Origin of the sequence: Nonomuraea sp. NPDC050790 (genome assembly GCF_044456745.1) — a bacterium.
In the GTDB taxonomy this organism is placed as follows: Bacteria; Actinomycetota; Actinomycetes; order Streptosporangiales; family Streptosporangiaceae; genus Nonomuraea.
In genome coordinates this window covers 79,778-96,290 of the sequence record NZ_JBITGF010000007.1, presented here as the reverse complement: position 1 = coordinate 96,290, position 16,513 = coordinate 79,778, and the positions used below count along the sequence as shown (strand labels likewise).

15 protein-coding genes are annotated in these 16,513 nt (G+C 71.7%); 7 read left to right on the top strand and 8 right to left on the bottom strand.

From position 1 onward, the window contains the following. Positions 1 to 2: 2 nt before the first annotated feature. Entirely contained in the window at positions 3 to 2,612 is a 2,610-nt protein-coding gene (locus ACIBEJ_RS33160) for an aldehyde dehydrogenase family protein (protein WP_397186822.1), read from the bottom strand. A 342-nt stretch (positions 2,613 to 2,954) separates the two neighbouring features. On the opposite strand from ACIBEJ_RS33160, the gene ACIBEJ_RS33155 reads away from it, so the two are divergent. The 6 genes from ACIBEJ_RS33155 to ACIBEJ_RS33130 are packed head-to-tail and all read left to right on the top strand — an operon-like array spanning position 2,955 to position 8,198. Next, entirely contained in the window at positions 2,955 to 3,212 is a 258-nt protein-coding gene (locus ACIBEJ_RS33155) for an acyl carrier protein (protein WP_397186821.1), read from the top strand. Then, the gene (gene fabI / locus ACIBEJ_RS33150) at positions 3,209 to 3,976 is read left to right on the top strand and encodes an enoyl-ACP reductase FabI (protein ID WP_397186820.1); all 768 of its coding nucleotides are present in this window, start codon (positions 3,209 to 3,211) and stop codon (positions 3,974 to 3,976) included. The genes ACIBEJ_RS33155 and fabI overlap by 4 nt, the downstream gene beginning before the upstream one ends. Beyond that, positions 3,963 to 5,666 carry a thiamine pyrophosphate-binding protein gene (locus tag ACIBEJ_RS33145; RefSeq protein WP_397186819.1) on the top strand — a complete coding sequence of 568 codons (1,704 nt, stop codon included), beginning with the start codon at positions 3,963 to 3,965 and terminating at the stop codon, positions 5,664 to 5,666. Before fabI ends, ACIBEJ_RS33145 begins: the two co-directional genes overlap by 14 nt. After that, the gene (locus tag ACIBEJ_RS33140) at positions 5,656 to 6,735 is read left to right on the top strand and encodes a hypothetical protein (protein WP_397186818.1); all 1,080 of its coding nucleotides are present in this window, start codon (positions 5,656 to 5,658) and stop codon (positions 6,733 to 6,735) included. Before ACIBEJ_RS33145 ends, ACIBEJ_RS33140 begins: the two co-directional genes overlap by 11 nt. Before the next feature lie 33 nt (positions 6,736 to 6,768). Next, a complete protein-coding gene (locus tag ACIBEJ_RS33135) occupies positions 6,769 to 7,614 on the top strand; it encodes a metalloregulator ArsR/SmtB family transcription factor (protein WP_397186817.1) in 846 nt (281 codons plus the stop codon). Next, on the top strand, positions 7,611 to 8,198 hold the full coding sequence (locus tag ACIBEJ_RS33130; protein WP_397186816.1) for a dihydrofolate reductase family protein: 588 nt from the start codon (positions 7,611 to 7,613) through the stop codon (positions 8,196 to 8,198). The genes ACIBEJ_RS33135 and ACIBEJ_RS33130 overlap by 4 nt, the downstream gene beginning before the upstream one ends. An 8-nt stretch (positions 8,199 to 8,206) precedes the next feature. Here the strand turns inward: ACIBEJ_RS33130 and ACIBEJ_RS33125 are convergent, their stop codons facing one another. The 6 genes from ACIBEJ_RS33125 to ACIBEJ_RS33100 form a co-directional block, all read right to left on the bottom strand. Then, positions 8,207 to 9,100 carry a hypothetical protein gene (locus ACIBEJ_RS33125; protein ID WP_397186815.1) on the bottom strand — a complete coding sequence of 298 codons (894 nt, stop codon included), beginning with the start codon at positions 9,098 to 9,100 and terminating at the stop codon, positions 8,207 to 8,209. Further along, positions 9,100 to 9,633 (bottom strand): RNA polymerase sigma factor, encoded by a 534-nt coding sequence (locus ACIBEJ_RS33120; protein ID WP_397186814.1) that lies wholly within the window; start codon positions 9,631 to 9,633, stop codon positions 9,100 to 9,102. The genes ACIBEJ_RS33125 and ACIBEJ_RS33120 overlap by 1 nt, the downstream gene beginning before the upstream one ends. A 65-nt stretch (positions 9,634 to 9,698) precedes the next feature. Further along, on the bottom strand, positions 9,699 to 10,289 hold the full coding sequence (locus tag ACIBEJ_RS33115; protein WP_397186813.1) for a hypothetical protein: 591 nt from the start codon (positions 10,287 to 10,289) through the stop codon (positions 9,699 to 9,701). 143 nt (positions 10,290 to 10,432) lie between these two features. After that, a complete protein-coding gene (locus ACIBEJ_RS33110; protein WP_397186812.1) occupies positions 10,433 to 12,142 on the bottom strand; it encodes a S8 family peptidase in 1,710 nt (569 codons plus the stop codon). A 115-nt stretch (positions 12,143 to 12,257) separates the two neighbouring features. Continuing rightward, complete coding sequence (locus tag ACIBEJ_RS33105; protein ID WP_397186811.1) at positions 12,258 to 13,202, bottom strand: hypothetical protein; 945 nt, start codon at positions 13,200 to 13,202, stop codon at positions 12,258 to 12,260. Between the two features lie 63 nt (positions 13,203 to 13,265). Next, positions 13,266 to 14,210 (bottom strand): TetR family transcriptional regulator, encoded by a 945-nt coding sequence (locus tag ACIBEJ_RS33100; protein ID WP_397186810.1) that lies wholly within the window; start codon positions 14,208 to 14,210, stop codon positions 13,266 to 13,268. A gap of 80 nt (positions 14,211 to 14,290) precedes the next feature. Between ACIBEJ_RS33100 and ACIBEJ_RS33095 the strand changes: the two genes are divergently transcribed. Continuing rightward, positions 14,291 to 15,529, top strand: a complete 1,239-nt coding sequence (locus ACIBEJ_RS33095; RefSeq protein ID WP_397186809.1) for an FAD-dependent monooxygenase — start codon at positions 14,291 to 14,293, stop codon at positions 15,527 to 15,529. A 148-nt stretch (positions 15,530 to 15,677) separates the two neighbouring features. Here ACIBEJ_RS33095 and ACIBEJ_RS33090 read toward each other — a convergent pair whose 3' ends face one another. Then, on the bottom strand, positions 15,678 to 16,448 hold the full coding sequence (locus tag ACIBEJ_RS33090) for an inositol-3-phosphate synthase (protein WP_397186808.1): 771 nt from the start codon (positions 16,446 to 16,448) through the stop codon (positions 15,678 to 15,680). Positions 16,449 to 16,513: the final 65 nt, after the last annotated feature.

The following is a 16,513-nucleotide window of genomic DNA, read 5'->3' as shown; positions in this document are numbered from 1 at the left end:
GTTCAGACGGGTCGTGGCTTGGTCAGGTGCTCGGCGACCACCTGGGACAGGAGGGTGGGGCCGGTCCAGCGCTTGCCGTGCCGCATGACGTAGCCCGCCATGACGCCGTGGCCGCCGAACGGCTGGTTGCCGTCGTCGACGTCGATCAGCGTGCTGTTGACGGCGACGGTGTGCCTTTTGCGCAGGGTGTCGACCAGGCCGGGCTCGGCGTCGTACACCATGGCGCCCATCGCCCGTTCGGCGAAGAACGGCGAGTCGATGTGCCGGCTCACCTGCTGGGCCGTGGAGTAGCCGACGACGTTGAAGATCGGGGCGAAGAACTCCACGATCGGCACGCGGGGCGCCCAGTCCCGTACCAGGACGGTGGGTTCGACGCGTCTGGTCCTGAAGTCGATCGCGCCGCCCGCGACGATGTGCTCGTGGTTGCGGCGCAGGTAGTCGGCCGAGCCTTCCACCGCGGTGTCGTACCAGAGGCTGCCGTAGTCGGCCTCGGGGTCGCGGTTGCCGCCGTACCTGGCCGCCGCCACCGCCCGGGTGAGGCCGTCGACGAACGCGTCCTTGACGGAGTCGTGGACGTAGAGGACGTCGGGGCCGTAGCAGTCCTGGCCCGAGTTGAGCAGCCGCACCCTCATGGCATCGCGTACGGCCCGGCCCACCTGCGCGTCCGGCCCCACGATGAACGGGTTGACGCCCTGCCCGAAGAAGACGAAGAGCTGCTCGTCGCGCAGGGTGGCGCGTACCTGCTCGGCGTTGCTGTAGGCGCCGGTGAAGATGACGACGTCGGCGGAGGCCACCTGGCCGGTGACGAACTCCCGCTGGCTGGCCGCGACCACCTCGATCGGCAGGTTGTGCACGGGCGCCAGCAGGGCGTGCAGCCGGTGGAGCTGGTCGGCGACCACGCTGGCCGGCCGGGCGGTGAGCCGCTCGGTGAACAGCGCGGGCACCAGGAGATAGAGGACGTAGCTGTAGAGCAGGACGTTCGACGGCATGAACGCGGCCAGGCGCCGCACCCTGGCCGGGCCGTGGGTCAGGACCTCCTCGACCGCGCCCGCCAGGGTGGCGCGGGCGGCGTCGATCTCGGCCATGACCGACCGGTGCAGGGAGATCTCGGTCAGGATGTCGATGACCGGCTGCGGGTCGTCGCGCAGCATCTCCTCCACGGCCCGCAGGCCGCGTACCCGTTCCTCCGGCGGCTCCATGGCCGGTGTCGCGGAGTTCGTCCGGACGCCGCCTTTGGCCAGCCGGCGCAACGCCGCCATGTCGGGCTTGCCGCGGGCGGTGACCGGGATCCGGTCGAGCACGACGACCTGGTTGGGGCCCTCGTGCGCGGGCAGTTGCGCGGTGAGCCTGGCCCGCCAGTCCGCGGGCTGTGGTTCGCCGGCGTCGGCGACGAAGAAGACGAGCCGGCATCCGAGCCGCTCGTCCTCCACCGGGACGACCGCGACGGGACGCCCGAGTGCCGCCGCCGCCCGGCGCTCCACGGCCTCCGGATAGATGGTGTGACCGAGCCGGTGGACGGCGAACTTGCGGCCGACCACGTAGAGGTTGCCCTCGGCGTCGAAGTAGCCGAGGTCGTTGGTGCGCAGCTCGGTCAGGGGCGCCGCCGGCTCCTCCAGGGGCAGGTAGCCCTCCATCAGGTCGGCGGAGCGCACGACGACCTCGCCGGTCTGGCCGGTGCCGAGCTCCTTGCCGTCGTCGTCGACGATGCTCACGCCCACTCCCGGCAGCGGGCGGCCGCAGCCGTTCGGGTTGTCGGGGGTGGCCAGCGCGATGTTGCCCGCCTCCGTGCTGCCGTAGCCGTCCAGCAGCGGCTGGCCGACCTCGGTGAGGAACCTGTCGGAGAGCGTCGGGTCGAGGGGCGCGCCGCCCACGCACCACATGCGGACGCGGGAGAGGTCGGCGAGCAGTTCCGGGCGGCGCTCGCCGAGGTTCAGGATCGTGTGGTACGTCGAGGGGGTCGCGTCCACGGACGTGGCGCCCGCGGCGGCGCCGGCCCGCAGGGCGCGGTCGAGCCGGCCGTACGGGGTGATGAGCAGGGAGCAGTCGCTCATCAGCCAGGTCAGGACCAGCGAGATGCCGTACTGGTGGGAGAAGGGCAGGAGCGGCAGGAGCACGTCCTCCTGGGTGTACGCCATGCGGGCGCAGGTCCGCTCGGTGTTGGCGACGATCGACCGGCCGGAGCGCACGATGCCCTTGGGATGGCCGGTCGAGCCGGAGGACCAGGCGATCAGCGCGTCGCGGCGACCGGTCCAGGCCGAGAGGTCGAGGGGTCGCGCGGGCGGATCGTTCACCGCCGCGACCAGCGGGCCGAGTTCGATGGTCCGCATTCCCGCCGGCGGCAGCGCGGGGTCGTCCGTCAATGCGATGCTCGTTCCGGAGACGGCGGCCATCCGTTCGAGTTCACCACGCGTTTGATGCGCGTCCACAATGACGATGGAAATGTTCAGGTCGACGAGGGCGAAGAATCCTACGACAAAATCCGGCGAGTTACGCGCGACCAGGAGAATGCGCTCCCCCGGTTCGATGCCGTCCCCTGCGAGCCGTTCGGAGACGGCGGCCGCGATGCCCGCCACCCGTTCATTCGATATTGCCGATCCATCGGAGATCAGCATCAGCATCACCTACCGAGGACTTTCCTACGTGACCCGGGATAACGGGTCAACGTCGGTCTTTCCGGTCATCTGTCGTCCGAACTCTCCCCGTCAACCACACGAAAACTCCTAGTCATTGCGGGTAATTGCACATGCATGCTCACCCGGAGCATCGGGCGACCTACATTCCGTCAGACTACGATCATGGCTTCCACCTGCTGTTATGAACGCGGCGATAATTGCCGGACCTGGATTCCTCGGCACCCGGACTTTGATATTGATCAGGCCGAAATCATCCTTGACGCTTGCAACCGACCCGACGTATAACCTCATTCGGTGCACCTTCAATCGAGAGGTTGGGTAATGACGACTACTCGCCAGGACATACACGACGAGGTCAGCGCCATCATCCAGGAAGTAACCGGAATGCAAGCGGAAGATGTATCGCCGAAGAAATCCATCGTGGCTGACCTGGATATCGACTCGCTGTCGATGGTCGAGATCGGGGTCGCCGTCGAGGACAAGTTCGCGGTCGAGATCACCGATGCGGAGATGCCGAAGATAGTGACGGTCGAGGACCTGATCGACCACATCGAGCAGGCGATGGCGGCTCAGGATTGAACGGGATTCTGACCGGAAAACGACTGCTCATCACCGGTGTTCTCACCCCGTCCTCCATCGCCTTTCACGTGGCCAGGCTGGCGCAGGAAAACGGCGCCGAAGTCGTTCTCACCGCCTTTCCCCGGGTGAGTCTCGTCGAGCGGCTGGTGCGCCGGCTGCCGGGTCCCGCGCCGGTCGTCGGCCTCGACGTCACCGACCCCGAGCAGCTCGCCGACCTCGCCGACCGCGTCGGTGAGCACCTCGGCGAGCTGGACGGGGTGCTCCACTCGATCGCCTACGCGCCCCCGGCCGCGCTGGGCGGCAACTTCACCACCACGACCTGGCCGGACGTCGCGACGACGCTGCGGACCTCGACCTACTCGCTGCACAGCCTGTCGGTCGCGCTCCTGCCCCTGCTGCGCAAGCCGGGCGCCTCGATCGTCGGGCTCGACTTCGACGCCTCGGTGAGCTGGCCCGAATACGACTGGATGGGCGTGGCCAAGAGCGGGCTCGAGTCCTGCGCCCGCTACCTCGCCTACTACCTCGGTCCCCAGGGCATCCGCGTCAACCTGGTCGCGGCGGGCCCGATCAAGACCATGGCCGCCTCGAACATCGCCCAGGAGCCCGGCGACTTCTATGCCGACTGGCGTGCCAAGGCCCCGCTCGGCTGGTCGGCCGAAGCCGAGCCGGTGGCGCGGGCCTGCGTGGCGCTGTTCTCCGACTGGTTCCCCGCCACGACCGGGGAGATCCTGCACGTGGACGGCGGCGCGCATGCCGTCGGCTGAGCCGGGAACGCCCCTGTGGCGCCACGTCGCCGCCGTGCTCGCGGGCGCCGGCTGCCACCTGGTGACCGGCGTGCCCTCCGACGAGCCCGCGCTGCTCGACGCCGCCCTGACCGTGCCGGGGCTGAAGGGGGTGCCGGTGCGCGACCAGAGGGCGGGCGCGTGCCTGGCCGCCGGGCACGCGCTCGTGTCGGGCAGCCCCGCCGTACTCGCGACGAACTCCGGCCCCTCGCTGCCCAACGCCATGGCGGGCCTGCTGGAGGCGGCCTCGCTGCACGCCCCCGTCGTCGTGGTGACCACGCGCATTCCCAGGTCAGGGCTGGGCAGGGGCGGATTCCAGCAGGTGGACCAGCGTGCGCTGTGCGCCGCCGTGGCCAAGTGGCACGTACTGGCCGAGCAGGTGGACCAACTCGACTGGGCCCTGCGCCAGGCCGTGCACCGCGCGGTCAACGGCGCGCCGGGGGTCGTGGTGGTCGAGATCGCCGAGGAAGTGCTCCAGGGCGAGCCGCCTCCGGAGACCGCGCCGCTCGCGGAGACCGCGGCGCAGGGGCCCGTGCGGCGGCTGCGTTCCGCGCCCGCCGCCGACGATCTCGGCCGGGCGGCGGAGGTGATGGCGGAGGCCACCGCGCCGGTGATCATCGCGGGCGGCGGCGCGAAGGCGTCCGGCGCGGGCGCGCCGCTGCGGGCGCTGGCCGAGACCTGGGGCGCGGCCGTGTTCGCCACCGCCGCGGGGCGGGCGGTGCTCGACGAGGACCATCCGCGCTACTGCGGTCTGGCCGGCCTCTACGCCGGCGCCCCCGCCGCCGCGCTGCTCGACGACGCCGACGTGATCCTGGCCCTGGGCACCCGCCTGGAGGAGACGGTACGCACGGGGTGGACCCTTTCCCGGCAGCGCCTGATCCACGTGGACATCGACCCCGACGCCTTCGGCCTGGCCGTCCGCCCCGAGATCGCGCTGGCCGGCGACGCCGCCCTCACCGCCCGCCTGCTCGCCGCAGCGCTGCGGCCGAACCCGTCACCGGCCTGGTCGGAACGCATCGCCGCGGTCAGGGCGCAACCCGTGCCCGAGGGCTCCCTCGCCGCCTCGACCCTGCGCGCGGTCGCCGCCAGGTTCGGCCGCGACCTCGTTCTCGTCCAGGAGAACGGCCTGCACGACATGTGGAGCTACCACTTCCCCCTGCTGTCGCTGTCGGAGCGGGCCAAGGTGGTCGCGCCGGGCGAGCAGACCATGATGGGCTTCGGCGTGGCCGCCTCCCTCGGCGCCGCCCTCGCGCAGCCGTCGCTGCCCACCGTCGTGATCTGCGGCGACGGCGCGATGACGATGAGCATGAACGCGCTGCCGGTGGCCACGGAGCTGGGACGCGGGATCGTGTTCGTCGTCTTCGACAACGGCGGGTTCGGCTGGCCGCGCCACGTCCGCGCCCTGGCCGGCTCCGACACCCGCCTCACCCGCTTCCCCGGCGGCGAGCCGCCCTACGAGGCGGTGGTCCGCGCGCTCGGCGGCTGGACCGCCCGCTGCCACACGGCCGGCGACCTCGGCCCCGCGCTGGAGGAGGCCGCCAAGCACGCCGCGAACGGCACGCTCGCGCTGGTCGCCGTCCCCGTCTCCGACACCGACATCCCTCCCGGCGTCCTGCGCGTGTACGGCGGCGCCCCCGAGCCCCACGACAAGGCGGACGACCATGACACGTGACCTCTACACCTGGCAGGGCGGATCCGTCGGCATCGCGGTGGGCGACGGCCCCGGCCTCTGGCCGTCGGTCGGCGAGTACCCCTTCTACGACCGGATCCTGTACTACGTCATGACCCACGACCACCTGAGGAACGCCGCCCTCGGCCACGCGCTCCGGGCGGTCGCCCCCGGCCGCCGGGTCCTCGACATCGGCACGGGCCGCGATCTCAACTGGGCGCTCGAAGCCGCCCGGTCCGGGGCCAAGCACGTGGACGCGATCGAGGCCATCGAGGAGAGCCACGCCATGGCGGCCAAGGTGGCGGCGGCCTCGCCGTACGCCGGTGTGATCGACGTCGTGCACGGCACCTCCTTCGACGTGCGCCCGGCGGAGCGGGCGGAGGTGTGCGTGGCCGAGCTGATCGGGTCGATCGCCAGCTCGGAGGGCATGCTGGCGGCCATGGCCGACGCGCGGGACCGGCTGCTCACGCCGGACGGCGTCGTCGTGCCGGCGGCCTGCGACACGCTGGTGGGAGCGGTGTCCGCGCGGGAGCTGTTCCCCGGTGGTCCGGCCTTTTCCCGCAGGGCGCTGCCGTACCTGAGGAAGATCTTCGATCTTTACGGGCGGCCGTTCGACGTGCGGCTGGCGGTGGCCGAACCGGGTCCCGAGGTGCTGCTGTCCACGGCCGGGGCGGTGGAGAGGCTGCGGTTCGACGGGTCCACGCCGCTGGAGGAGAGCACGCGGGTGAGCCTGACGATCGAGCGCGACGGCGACGTGGACGGGTTGCTGTGCTGGATCGTGCTGGACGCCGGAGCGGGCGCGCGGCGGCTCGACTCGCTGCGGGACAAGACGAGCTGGATGCCGGTGTACCTGCCGGTGTTCGACTCCGCCGTGCGGGTGCGGAGGGGGGACGGGCTCACGGTGGAGTTCGAGCGCCGGACCAGCGACGACGGCGTCCACCCCGACTACCACGTGCGCGCGAGCCTGGTGACGGCGGCGGGGGTGAGCACCGGGGCGCTGCTGTCCGGCCACCACGAGCCGGGGCTGGGGACGAAGCCGATCTACCAGAGACTGTTCCAAGTTATTCCTTGACACGAATATTCTCCATGGTGAATACTTCAGGCCATGGACGCACTCCTCACCGCGCTGGCCGACCCGGCCCGCTGGCGGCTCGTCACCCTGTTGGCCGAGCGGCCCCGCTCGGTCGGCGTCCTCGCCCAGCTCGCCGGCGCGCGCCAGCCGCAGACCACCAAGCACCTGCAGACCCTGGAGCGCGCCGGCCTCGTCACCTCCCACCGCACCGGCCAGCGCCGCGTCTACGCGCTCCAGCCAGGCCCGCTGCGTGACCTGGCCGCTGCGTTCAACCGGCTGGCCGACCTCACGCAGGAGCCCGGCGGCGCGCGGGAGACCTTCGAGCGCTACGAGCGCAGCCTCGGCACCGAGCGGCGCGCGGCCGAGGAGGCGGGGTGGGCCGACGGGCGCACGTTCGGCTTCCGGCGCTCACTCGCCGCGCCGCCCGAGCTGGTCTGGCGGCACCTGACCGAGACCGAGCCGCTCGCCCGCTGGTGGACGCCCGACGACCTGCGCGTCTCCGCGCTCGTCTTCGAGGCGCGGCCGGGCGGGCGGATCTTCCACGAGTACCGCGACGTCGAGGACGCCGATGGCTCCGACCTGGTGGTCGGCCGCGCGGAGGGAGTCGTCGAGGACATACGCCCCGCCGAGCGCCTCTCCTACCGCAGTTCCCCGCTGCTGCCCGGCGGCGAGGCCGCCTTCACCGCCCACGTCGACATCGGGCTCAGCCCCTCGGCCGCGGGCACGGAACTCGACGTCCGGTGGCGGATCACCGACAGCACCGTCGAGTCCGCCGACTTCATCGCCGGCATCGAGATCGGCTTCGGCCAGAGCCTCGACCGGCTGGCCGCGGCCGTCGCCGCGCAGAACCCCGATCAGGAAACAAGGAGCACGACATGACCCGCAAGGTGACCGCGAACATCTCCCTCACCCTCGACGGCCGCTACCACGGCCCCGGCGGCCCCGCCGACTTCGGGGCGTTCGCCCCCTACGTGGTCAGCGAGGTGGCCCGCGACCACATGAACCGCATCTGGGAGCACGCCACCACGGCGGTCCTCGGCCGGGTCAACGCGGAGGGCTTCATCGGCTACTGGTCCGCGGTCGCCGAGGACGACAACGCCGACCCGCGCGACCGCGGCTACGCCAAGTGGCTGGTGAACACCGAGAAGGTGGTCTTCTCCACCACGCTGGCCGAGGCGCCGTGGGAGCGTACCCGGATCGTCGACGCCCCCGTGGCCGACGTCGTCGCCGAGCTCAGGACGAGCGGTGCGGGCGACATCCTCGCCAACACCAGCCCCACCATCATCAAGGCGCTCCTGAAGGCCGACCTGCTCGACCGCCTCTACCTCATGATCTTCCCCGAGATCGTCGGTGGCGGGGAGCGCCTGTTCGAGGACGGCCTGCCGCGTACCCACTGGAAGCTCACCGAGCAGGTGAGCGGCGAGCTGGGCGAGATGGCCCTGGTCTACGACCGGGTCAGGTGAACCCGCGCTCAGCTTCGGGGCTGTTCGCCGGTCCATCCCATCCGCTTGACCAGGTACGACGTCTCGCCGTCTGCCACGGCCAGCAGCGCGCCGGTGTCGCGGTCGATGACGAACCGCTGGTTGTCGTACTCCAGCGCGATCCCGGTACGACCGTCGGCGACCTGGACGCCCGGCAGCCCGGCGAGCACCCGGTAGAGCGCGGCCCGCGTGGCCGGGGAGCTCTCGGTGTCGAGGAGCATCCACTTGGCCGTGGTCCAGAGCCAGGACTCCTCGGTGCTCGTCCCGTCGGCGGGCAGGTGCCTGAGCATCTCGGCCTTGAGCGCCTCCGCTTCGGCCGGCAGCTTCGACACGGGCGTCATCGCCGTGGGGATGAAGTAGGTCCTGCCGATCTGGCAGTCCTCCGGGCACAGGTCGGGCGAGCCCGCCTCCTTCCACGCCTGCTCGTCGGCGGGGGTGAGGGGCTTGGCGGTGATCTCGCCCCGGTCCTGCCGCTTGCGGCCGTCCCGGTCCACCCAGAGCACCTCCTCGATCCGGTACTCGACGGTGTAGGCGGGGGTCGTCCGGCCCGGGAGCCGTATGACGCGCACCAGGTCGCGGCGCCACCAGTCGCCCTCTCCCGGAGGCTGCGCGGCCAGCCGGTCGGCCGCCGCGCCGAGCGCCTCGGCCGGGCCCGGCGCGGGCGCGGCCGTACCGACCCTGGACTCGCTCAGCATCGGCGCCACCGCGAATCCGCCGCCCACCAGCACGGTGACCGCCGCGGCGGCGAGCGCCATCCTGGACCAGCCGGGCAGCTCGCGGCGCCGGGGGCCGCCGAGCATCCGCCCGCGGGCCGCCATCGCCCTCGCCGGGTCGGCGGGCGGCACGTCCGGCATCACCTCGTCGATGAGCTGGAACTCCTTCATCACACCTCAACTCCCAACGCGTCACGCAGCTTGTTCCTGGCCCGGCTCAGCCGGGAGGCGACGGTGCCGTTGGCGACGCCGAGCGCCGCGGCCACCTCGTCGTAGGTCAGCTCGCCGTAGGCGACGAGCAGCACCACATCGCGTTCCCCGCGCGAGAGCCCGGCCAGCGCGGCCGACAGCTTCTGCACGGTCACTCCGGCGGCGATCCGGTCCACGACCTGTTGTTCGTGGCCGCCGTCGCCGGTGGACGGGGCGGCTCTGGCCAGCGCGCGGTAGCGCCGGATCTCCGCCCTCCGATGTTTGCCGATGAGGTTGGTGGCTATGCCGTACAGCCAGGCTCTGATGCCGCCGAGGGCGGCGTCGAAGCTGGCGCGGCGGCGGAAGGCGATCAGGAAGGTCTCCGCGGCGAGGTCCTCGGCGATGTCGAGGTCGAGGCGGCGGCCGATATATCGGCGTATCTCCTCATAGTGCGCGTCGAAGACGGTGGCGAATCGCTCGGGATCGGCGACCGCGCCGTCGAGTGACATGGTCATGCGGCGGTCTCTCTTGCCGGGAAAGCTGGACACCTGTGATTGCCCGTTCCCGGCGGGGCCTTCCATCAGTTTTCGACGGCCGCGGCGACCAGCGCGGTGAGGGCGGCCCGATCCACCCGGTGGCGCTCGCCCTCGGGGGTGGAGACGGTGACGCCGACCCAGTGCGGGCGCGGGCGGGTCGCCGCGATCTCCGCGGCGACGGGGTGCGCGCAGAGGAGCAGGTCAGGGCGTTCCTCCAGACGCTGTACGGCCAGCCGCGCGCGTACCGGCCGCTCCTTGCGCCAGATCACCAGCGAGCCGGTGGACCGCCAGGCGTTGACCGCGCCGACCTCCACGAACTCCGGTTCCGCCCGAGGCTCCACGCCGAGCAGAACGGCCAGGTCGCCGGCCACGGACCCGGGCCCGTCACCGAGCCGCTCCAGGGCGCGGGCCGCCTCCCCGGCCTCCGCCGGCGGCCAGCGCACCCCGACGAACACCTGCCCCGGCCACAGCACCTCGACCGCGACCGACTCGCGGGCCCGCCGCGCCACCTCGTGGACCGCGTCCAGAGGCGGACGCCGCCTGGGCAGGACGAGCGCCGCCTCCCAGACGCCGTCGGCCGCCACCTGCACCACGGGCTCGGAGGTGACCTTGACCAGCCCCGCAATCACGGACATCTCCGCATTCTGCCCGAACGGGCAGATCCCCCACGTCCAGCGAATCCAGAAGTTCTATCGGCTCGCCAAGACGCAGGGAAGATCGACTATCTCCTGATTACGGGCTGAGGCCAGGTGCGGGCTGGGCCGCACCTGGCGGGCGGTCAGCGGACGGCGTCCAGGGCGTCGACGATGCCGCTGCCGTAGAAGCCGTTGCGTGCCCGGCTGCCCTCGCACAGGTGCGTGGCGGTCACCGTGGTGCCGTTGGGCAGGTGCCGGGTGTAGGTGTAGGCCGGCGGCGTCGGGCACGCGGTCCTGGTGGCGGAGGCCTTGAGCGCGGCTTCGACGAAGCTCGGGTTCAGGGTCTTGCCGCCGTGCCGGTGGTCGCGGTGGCCGAACCGGCTGACGATCAGCGCGGCGACGCCCGCGGCGCGCGGGGAGGCCATCGAGGTGCCCTGCAGGTACTGGTAGTAGGCGCAGGTGCCGCGCTGGCAGTCCCGGACGACGTAGTCGACGTTCGGCGAGCCGTCGGGGTTGAGCTCGCCGTTGTCCCTGGCGAGCTGCTCGGGGTAGGCCGACAGCGTGGCCTTGGTGACGTCGCGGGTGTTGGCCGGGGTGTCGTAGACGTCGCCGCCGGGGGCCGCCACGTCGACGTAGCCGTTGCCGAAGCTGGAGAAGTACGACTTGCGCTTGCTGATGCCCGTGGCCGACACGCTGATCACGTTGCGTCCCTCACCGGGCATGGAGATGCAGCTCGGCGGGATGGTCCGCGAGTACGGCGCCTCGCCGGGCTCGCTGGCGAAGTCGGGGCTGCTCGTGTCCACGTAGGACTTGGTGTAGTCGGCGGCCTGGTTGCCCGCCGCCGCCACCAGCGTGACGCCGCGCCGGTGCGCGTAGTCGAGCGCCCGCTGCGTCGCGTTGATGATCACCGCCTGCTCGGCCCGGTCCGCCGGGGAGTCGGCGGGGTTGTCCGTGCAGTTGAACAGCCACGGGTCGATGTAGTAGCTCATGTTGACCACGTCGACGCCGTGGTCTCCGGCGTACGTCAGCGCGTCCACGCTGGGCTGCAGGAAGAAGTAGCCCGAGTCCTGGCCGGCCCGCAGGTTGACCAGCGTCACCTTGGGCGCCACGCCCGCGATGCCCAGCCGGTTGATCGGCGAGCCGATCGAGGAGGCGACGTGCGTGCCGTGGCCGTTCTCGTCCACGTTGGCCGCGTCCTCGCACGAACCGTCCGCCTCGTCCGCGCACGGCCCGTCGACCGGGGCGCCGTTGGCGTCGACCGGGATGTCGGTGGTGAAGTTGCGGCTCAGCGCGTTGCTGAAGTTGGGCGCGATGTCCGGGTGCGTACCGTCCACGCCGGTGTCCAGGATCGCCACGACCACGTCGCGTCCGCCCTGGTTGTACCGGTGCGAACCGTCGGCGGTCGCGTTCATCTGCTTCATGTCCCACTGCAGATCCGCGAGGGGCTCCGCGCCCGGCCGCGGCTTTCCGGCCGTCGGGCCCGCCTTGCCGCGCCCGGCCTCGTGCCCTTCCTTTTCGACCGTGTCGGTACGGCGGGCCGTACCGCCGGCCCTGGCGCTGGGCGGCGCCTGCCCGATCGTGCGGTTGCGGGCGACGCCCTCGATCGCCCCGTCCGACGCCAGCGCGGCGGCGAAGTCGGCGCGGCTGGTCGTGACGGTGGCCAGGCCGACCGCGGTGTTCTCCTTGACGACGACGCCTCCCGCGGCCTCGATCGCCTGGCGGGCGCCGGTCGCGCCCTCCTTGTAGAGCACCACGTACTCGGCTTCTGGTCCTTGCCGCTGTGCCTGCGCCGGTGCCGTCAGTGCGGCGCCGACGAGTAACGCTGCGGCGGAGACCATGATGACGCGTTTCACGCGTACCTCCCGTAGGGACGGAAAGAGCTCGCCGCCACTGTGCAGGCGTTTGCCGGTTTCGACCACCTTTGCTGTGATCCGTGACCCGAGTGTGACCAACCCCGGTCGGATCGAGTCAGGGATGCAGGTGGGACCAGCTCGCCTCGTGGCCCCAGAGGGAGGCGGGGTCGACGTAGGGGCGCAGGAGGTCGTTCAGCTCGGCGTCGCCGCGGCCGTTCAGCTCCTCCGAGGCGATCTTTCTGGCCACCCCGGCCAGGAAGTCGGCCATCTGGATGCGGGCGTCGAGCCGGGACTCGGTCAGGCGCAGCCCGGCCAGCCTCGCCCGGGCGGCCAGGCGCGGGTCGTTGAAGACGCCCTTCAGCTCGACGATCCGCTCCTCCGACAGCGTGGTCTGGCGGTCGTGGATCACCGAGACCGGGCGGCCCGACGAGCTCCAGGCCACGACGGCCTGGATGATGGCGGGGATCAGGGGGTCCAGGACGGGGATCGTGCGAGGGTCCTCGGCGAGTCTTTCCAGGAAGGCGTCCATGGTGGGGCGGGTGGCGGCCAGCGGGCCGATCAGCTCGGGGGCGCGCAGGTCGGCCAGGCGGTCGTAGAAGGTCCGCGCGGGTACGCGGGCCCGCATGACGTCGTTGAACGACTCCAGGAACGGGATCCAGCCGTTCAGGTCGGGGCCGGTGCGGTACAGCCTCTCCGTCTCAAAACTGCGGTAGAAGCCGAGGCTCGGGCCGTACGGGTCGTCCAGGAGGTCGACGATCCGGCTGACGATGAAGAAGCGTTTCTCCACCAGGTAGACGCGGGCGGTGCCGTAGATGGGGCCGGACGGGCCCAGGAGCCAGATCAGCGCCGAACGATGCTTGCCCCGCAGCAGGTGGTTGGCCTTGTACTCGGTGGCGGGTGAGCGGATGCGGTCACGGAGCACGCGGATGACGTCGTCGGCCGCCTCGACCTCCATCGACACGCTGGCATGCGCGAACACGTCGGTGATCGCGGCGGTCAGGTTCTCACCCTCCGCCCCGGACTCGTCGCAGGCGATCTCAAGATCTTGACCGGTCACCATAAGGGCTCCATCGTTGCCCGTGCCGCGAACCAGGCGCAACGGGTTTCGGCTGGCGTCTCAAAACTAGAGGTGGCGGTAGAGGGTGGCTCGTGAGACACCCAGAGCGGCGGCGATCTCCGACACGGTTCTGTCGCCGTTCTTTCGCAGGCGGCGCGCTTCGGCGACCATCTCCCCACTCATGACCCGAGGCCGCCCACCCTTCCCCTCACCCCCGGCAGCCCTCAACCCCCTTGGCTCCTGACCCAGCCCACCCCCGTCACCACCCGAAGCGCTCCGCTCCTCCTCGGCCTGCGCCTTCCCGGCCAACGGCCCTTCCTCTTTCGCCACAGCCCGCCGTTCCTCCGCCTCACGCCGCCGCGCTCCGGCCAACGGCTGCTCCTCCCCCACCGCTGCCTGCAGTTCCCTCTCGGTCGAGGGCTCCGCGCCGAGCCTTTCACTCTCGGCGGCGGCCCCCTCCTCTCCCGGTCGAGGCGGCGTTCGGAGGGGTGGGGGGTCGGGGAAGAGGCGGCGGGCGCCGTTCAGGATGTGGTGGCGCAGGTCGTCGGTCGGGACGTCCTGCAGCAGGATCACGGGGTCGCTCAGCAGCGCCACCACCTGGATGGCCCGCACCCGCGCGGCCAGGTCGGGATCGGGCCCGGCGACCATCTCGCCCGCCCGGTGCATCGCCGCGAACCACCGCTCGAACGTCTCCGTCGGCAACCCGGGCATGTTGGACACGACGGTGCTCAGCACCTCCCGGTGCCGCAGGTAGACCTCCAGCAGCGTCTCCACCGTTCCCCACCCGCCGCCGCCCTCCCGCGCCACCCGTTCCACGGCCGCGTCGGTGTCGTCGATGAGCGGCTGGGCGAGGGTGGCGAGAATGTCGGCCTTGGTGCGGAAGTGGTACAGGACCGCGGTCTTGGTCAGCCCCAGCGCCTCCGCGATCTCCCTGACGGAGGTGTTCTGGCTGCCCTTGCGCGCGAACAGCTCCCCCGCGGCGGCGAGGATCCTGCCCCTGGTGTCGATCACACCGCGCATCCTACCGCTTGCCTGACCAGCGGTCAGGGAGCTATCGTCGCGACTGACCAATGGTCAGGGAGGGAATCGCCATGAACATCCTCATCTCGGGCGCGGGCATCGCGGGCACCACGCTGGCGTACTGGCTGGCGCGGCACGGCATGAGCGCGACCGTGGTCGAGCGGGCCGCGGGCCTGCGTTCGAGCGGCAGCCCGGTGGACGTGCGGGGGCCCGCGATGGAGGTGGCCGGGCGCATGGGCGTGCTGCCCCGGCTGCGGGCGGCCGCGACCCGCGTGAACAGGATGTCGTTCGTGGACGCCGCCGGTCGGCGGGTGGGCGGCATGCGCCTCGGGCGGGCGGATGGCGGGGAGGTGGAGCTGCGCCGTACCGACCTCGCCCGGATCTTGACGGAGGCCGCCCGCGACCACGCCGAGTTCGTCTACGGCGACTCCATCGCGCGCCTCACGCAGGACGGCGGCGGCGTGGACGTCGAGTTCGAGGGCGGCGCGCGGCGGCGCTTCGACCTGGTGGTGGGCGCCGACGGCCTGCACTCCAACGTGCGGCGGCTGGCATTCGGCCCCGAATCCCGCTTCGTACGCCATCTGGGGCTCTATGTCGCGACCCTCCCCTTCCACGGGGAGGTGCCCGATCCGAGCGAGGTCGTCATGTACAACGCGCCCGGCCGTTCCGCCACCCTCCATCCCTCGTACGGCGAGGCCGTGGCGGCCTTCATCTTCCACGCGCCCGCCTTGCCCGGCTTCGACCCCCGGAACACCGCGCAGCACCGCCGCCTGCTGCGCACCGCCTACCGCGAGCCCGCCTGGCGCCTGCCCGAGCTGCTGGAACAGGTGGCGACCACCGACGACCTGTTCTTCGACGCGGTGAGCCGGGTCCGCCTGGACACCTGGTCGAGGGGGCGCGTGACGCTGGTGGGCGATGCCGCCTCGTCGGTGTCGTTGTTCGGCGACGGGTCGACGCTGGCGATGGCGGCGGCGTACACACTGGCCGAAGAACTGTCCACCAACCTCCCCACAACCACCACCAACCTCCCGGCGACCACCACCAACCTCCCGGCGATCACCACCCCACTCCCGGCGATCACCACCCCACTCCGCGACTCCCAGCCCACCGCCCACCCACCCACGACCCCCGCCCACGCCCACACAACCAGCGCCCTGGCCACCGCGCTGGCCCGCTACGAGCGCCGCCACCGCGCCCTGGCCGACCCCCGCCACCGCCACGTCCTGGCGACCTCCCGCCTCCTCATCCCCAAGACCCGCTACGGCCTGGCCACCCGCAACCTCCTGACCCGCCTCCTCCCCACCCCCTGACCCCGGCCTCCCGCCCCCGGCCCCGCCTCCTCCGACCCCCCGAGCCCAGCCTCCGCCCAACCCACTGAGCTCGACGCCTCCCGACCCTCTGAACCGCCCGTCCCCTGACCCCGCCTTCCCCCGAGCCTGGCTTCCGGGTATCCGGAGGTCAGGACTTCATGAGGGTGGTGGGGAGGACGCCGCCGGTACCGGTGTCGAGGGCTGCCTTGGCCTGCCGTACCGCATCGAGGACGTTGCCCGCGGCGCTCGGTGAGTCCTCCACGCTCATCCGCACCTCCACCTCCACCGGCGACCCGCCGAAGCCCTCCCCTTCGAGCCGGATGTAGGCGACCTTGCGGTCCTCCAGGAACGGGATGTACGCGGCGGAGACGTGCGCGGCCGCCCCGGCACCGGCCACCTTGGTGGCGCGTTTGCCGGACAGCCGGGCGGGGTCCTGGAGGTTGAGGAAGTCGGCGTTGCCCCCACCGAGCAGTTGGTAGGTGTTGTGGAGCGCGACGCCACCGTTGGTCAGCGCGTCCACGAGCGCACGGTGCACCAGCGTGGCCCCGAACGAGCTCTTCAGGTCGTCGCCGATCAGCGGCAGCCCGGCCGCGGCGAACCGCGCCGCCCAGGCCGAGTCGCGGGCGATCACGGAGGGCATGCAGTTGACGAAGGCGCACCCGGCCAGCAGCGCCGCCCGCGCGTACAGCTCGGTGGCACGTTGCGCGCCGACGGGGAGGAAGTTGACCAGCACGTCGGTACCCCGCAGCGCCGCCACGACCTCATCCACAACGGCCTCGCCCCGCGCGTCGGGGACCCCGACCACTTCTTCCCCGCCCATCAGCCCCTCAACGACGACCACCCCGGAGCTGGGCACCTCCGCGAAAGCGCGGGCATTGTTGGGCGCCACCCAGATGGCGTCGGCGAGATCCAGCCCCACCTTCGCAGGATTCACATCAAAAGCCACACTGAACGAAATGTCCGGCCACCCGTAGAAGGCCGCAC